At 74.9% G+C, this 3,959-nt stretch carries 3 protein-coding genes; 1 reads left to right on the plus strand and 2 read right to left on the minus strand.

What is annotated here, in order from left to right:
• The coding region (locus NBW84_RS22970; RefSeq protein WP_445548828.1) for an ABC transporter ATP-binding protein at positions 1-1,764 on the plus strand (1,764 nt) is incomplete at its 5' end.
• A gap of 131 nt (positions 1,765-1,895) precedes the next feature.
• Here NBW84_RS22970 and NBW84_RS22975 read toward each other — a convergent pair.
• A complete protein-coding gene (locus tag NBW84_RS22975) occupies positions 1,896-2,759 on the minus strand; it encodes an FHA domain-containing protein (protein WP_250287334.1) in 864 nt (287 codons plus the stop codon).
• The coding region (locus tag NBW84_RS22980; RefSeq protein ID WP_250287336.1) for a VWA domain-containing protein at positions 2,756-3,959 on the minus strand (1,204 nt) is incomplete at its 5' end. The genes NBW84_RS22980 and NBW84_RS22975, both read right to left, overlap by 4 nt.

Raw genomic sequence — 3,959 nt, forward strand, 5'->3', positions numbered from 1 at the left:
CCGCGGCCCCGGGAGCCGCTGTGGGCCGCGGTGGGCCGGATCCGCCGGCTCGCGCCGGAGCTCACCGCCGGCCTGCCCGTGACGCTGGCCCTCGCCGCGGCCGCGACCGCGGGACGGGTGGTGATCCCGGTCGCCGTCCAGCAGACCGTCGACCACGGCCTGCTGGACGGCCGGCCGGACCTCGCCGTGGTGCGCCACGCGGTGCTGGCCGCGGCGGTGGCGATCGTGGTGACGGCGCTGGCGGCCTACCGGATGAACGTCCGGCTCTACCGGGCGTCGGAGGCGGCCCTGGCGACCATGCGGGTGCGGGCGTTCCGGCACATCCACGAGCTGTCCGTGCTGGCCCAGGCGCGGCAGCGGCGCGGGGCGCTGACCTCCCGGGTGACCAGCGACGTCGACCAGATGTCGCAGTTCCTGCAGTTCGGCGGCATGGTGCTGCTGCTCTCCGCCGGGCAGATGATGGTCGCGACCGTGCTGATGGCGGTGTACTCCTGGCCGCTGACCATCGTCGTCTACGCCTGTTTCGTCCCGATGGCCGTGGTGGTGTGGCGCTTCCAGCCGCGGGTGGCCAGGCGGTACCTGACCGTGCGGGAGCGGGTCGGGGACATGCTGGGCGCGATCTCGGAGTCGGTGGTCGGCGCGGCGGTGGTGCGCGCCTACGGTGTCCAGGCGCGCACGGCGGCCCGGGTGGACACCGCCGTCGACCGGTACCGCTCGGCGCAGACGGCCGCGCAGCGCCTGGTCGCCACGGTCTTCTCCGTCGGGGAGCTGGTGGCGGCGGGCGCCACCAGCGCCGTGGTGGTCGGCGGGGTGCTACTCGGGGTGGGCGGCCATCTCAGCGCCGGGCGGCTGGTGGCCTTCCTGTTCCTGGTGACGCTGTTCGTGGTGCCGTTGCAGACCCTGACCGAGATGCTCAACGAGGGCGCGGGCGCTCTCGCCGGGCTGCGCCGCGTCCTGGACGTGCTGGACACCCCGCATGACGTGCCCGATCCCGGCCCGGACGGGCGGGAGCTGCCCGCCGGCCCGCTGTCGGTGTGCTTCGAGCGGGTCTCGTTCGCCTATCCGGGCGGCCCGCCCGTGCCGTGCGGCGTCGACCTGCGGATCGCGGCCGGCAGCCGGGTCGCGGTGGTCGGCGAGACCGGGTCGGGCAAGACCACGCTCGCCCGGCTGCTCGTCCGCCTGGTGGATCCGGCCGCCGGCCAGGTGCTCGTCGCCGGGGTGCCACTGGCACGGGTGCGGTTCGCCGCGCTGCGCCGGCGGGTCGTGATGGTCCCGCAGGAGGGGTTCCTCTTCGACGCGAGCATCGCCGACAACGTCCGCTACGGGCGTCCGGACGCCACTGACCGTGATGTTCTGGACGCGTTCGGCGCGCTGGGGCTCGCCGACTGGATCAGCGGGCTCGCCGACGGCGTGCGGGCCCGCGTCGGTGAGCGCGGCAGCCTGCTGGCCGCGGGCGAGCGCCAGCTGGTGGCGCTCGCCCGCGCCCAGGTCGCCGCCCCGGACCTGCTCGTCCTCGACGAGGCGACGTCGGCGGTGGATCCGGCGACCGAGGTGCGGCTGGCCGGCGCGCTGCGCGAGATCACCCGCGGGCGGACGTCGGTCACGATCGCCCACCGGCTGTCCACGGCCGAGTCCGCGGACCTGGTCGTCGTCGTCGACGCCGGCCGGATCGTCCAGCAGGGCACCCACGCGGAGCTGGTCGCCGTCCCCGGCGTGTACCAGCGCCTGCACGCCTCCTGGACGGCCGGCACCAGCGGCTCGTGACGGCCGGGCCGGGCCCGCGGGAGACCGGCGCGAGGTCGTCACCGCGTACGCCGACGCGGCACAGGAGCGTACCCGGCAGCACACCCGCGCCGATCATGGACTGCGCGGGCGGTGGCGAGGGGGAGCCGCGCCTATCGGCGCCGGACCGTGATGCGGGTCCACGAGCCGACGTAGATGCGTGACCCGTCGCGCAGCGGGACGGCCACGCCGCGGGCCAGCGGCGCCAGTTCGTCGTCGAGGTAGGTGCCGTTGGACGACCCCAGGTCGGTGATGGTCAGCGTGCCGTCCGGCGGGTGGTCGAGCATCGCGTGGGTGCGCGAGACCCCTCTGTCCTCGGGCGTCACCGACAGGTCGACGTCGGGGTAGTAGCCGCGGGAGCGGCTCTGCCGGCCGATGAGCGAGCGCGAGCCGCGCAGCGCGAGCACGCGGGTGACGACGGTCGCCGGGAACGACACGCCCTCCTCCGAACCGCGGTCGAAGAACGCCTGGTCCGGCGTGACCTCCGCCTCCCAGCCGCTCGGCGTGCTGTCCGGCGCCGATGCCGATGCCGGTGCCGATGCCGGTGCCGACGCCACGGGGCCACCGGCCGCCGGGCCGCCCGGCCCCGGGTGACGATCTGGCTGGAGGGGATCCGGTGCCTCGACGGGCACGGCCGTCAGCATGGGTGGCGGCATGCCCGTGACGAAGTCGTAGCCGCAGGTCTCGCAGAAACGACCGGCGCCGTCCCGAGGGGTCGTGCACATCGGGCACGAGCCGGCACCGGCACCGGCCGGCCGGGCCGCCGCGTCGGCCGGTCGCGGCGGTTGTGCCTGCGGTGGCTGTGACGGGTGCGGTGGTTGTAACGGGTGCGGCGGTCGTAACGGCTGTGACGGCCCCGGCTCGGGCGGGACGGCGTGCGGCGCCGGGGGCGGCTGCTCGGCGGCGATCAGGATGCCGCACTGGTCGCACCAGTCGTAGGTCTGCGACAGGTGCCCCTCCTGGCAGCGGGCGCTCACCGCTTCGCCGGCACCGTCTTGGTGGACGACACGTCCAGGTCCATCTCGTCCAGCGCGTCGACGTCGCGCCTGAGGCGTACCTTCCCGGTCGCCGGGTCGTCGATGTCGACCACCTTGGCCAGGCGCCGGAGCGTGCCCTCGTCGTCGGCCTCGGCGGCGAGCTGCGTCGCCCGGCCCAGTCTGGTGGCGGCGGTGGCGTCGTCGCCCAGCGCCCTCGCCTCGATGCCCTCCTGGATCGCCCGCGCCAGCTCCTCCTGACCGGTGTAGTGGGCGACCTTGTCGTTGATCCGGGTCGACAGGTCGGTGTCGTCCGTCCAGACGGCCAGGACGAGGGCTTCCGACAGCTTGGTGTCGCCGGCGACGAGGGTCACCCTGGCGGCGAGCTTCCTGGTACCGACCGGACCGGGCACGACGTCGACGCACAGGTGATACTCGCGGGTGCCGGCGCCCCAGGCGCCGGTCGGGTAGTCACGGGTCCGCTCGTTGACGTCGCCGCCGCGGCCGGTCAGGTCGTCGACCTCGGGGTAGACCTGCCGCAGGAACCGGACGGCCGCGCCCTTGGGCGTCCACACCCGTAACGTCACGTCGGGAACGGCCCGGGCGGTGGCCGCGGCGACCACCGCCCGGAAGTCGTCCGCCATCTGTTCCGGAGTCCGCAGCAGCTCCACCGAACCGAGCAGCAGGCTCGCGATCTGGCGCAGCTCGGACACCCGCCAGTCGGCGCCCACCCCCCGGCAGTCGCACTGGAACACGCCTTCGCACCGGGCGAGCGCGGCGGCGAAGACGTCCTCGCTCTCCCAGTTCTGGCCATCGGTGAGCAGGATGGCGTGCCGGGCCGCGCCGGGCCGGGTCTCCATCAGCGAGCGGGTCAGCGTCAGCCACTGGCCGATGGCTGTGCCGCCGCCCGCGCGGACGTCGTGCACCGCCTGCTTCGCCGCCGACCTGGTCGCCGCCGACGCCTCGGCGAGACCGGTCTGGCTTGTCGGGTAGACGACCCGGGCGGAGCTGTTGCCCGAGACCACCGCGAACGCCACGCCGTCGGGCAGCGTGTCGATCGCGACGGCGGCCGCGCGCCGGGCTTCGGTGATCTTCTTGCCCTCCATCGACCCGGAGGAGTCGATGATGATCACTTCCGCGGTGCCGGGGCCCGCGCCCGTGCCGGCCGGGCCGTCGGACACGATTTCGGCACTGTCCGTCACC

This window comes from Protofrankia sp. CiP1_Cm_nod2 (assembly GCF_920664355.1).
In the GTDB taxonomy this organism is placed as follows: Bacteria; Actinomycetota; Actinomycetes; order Frankiales; family Frankiaceae; genus Protofrankia.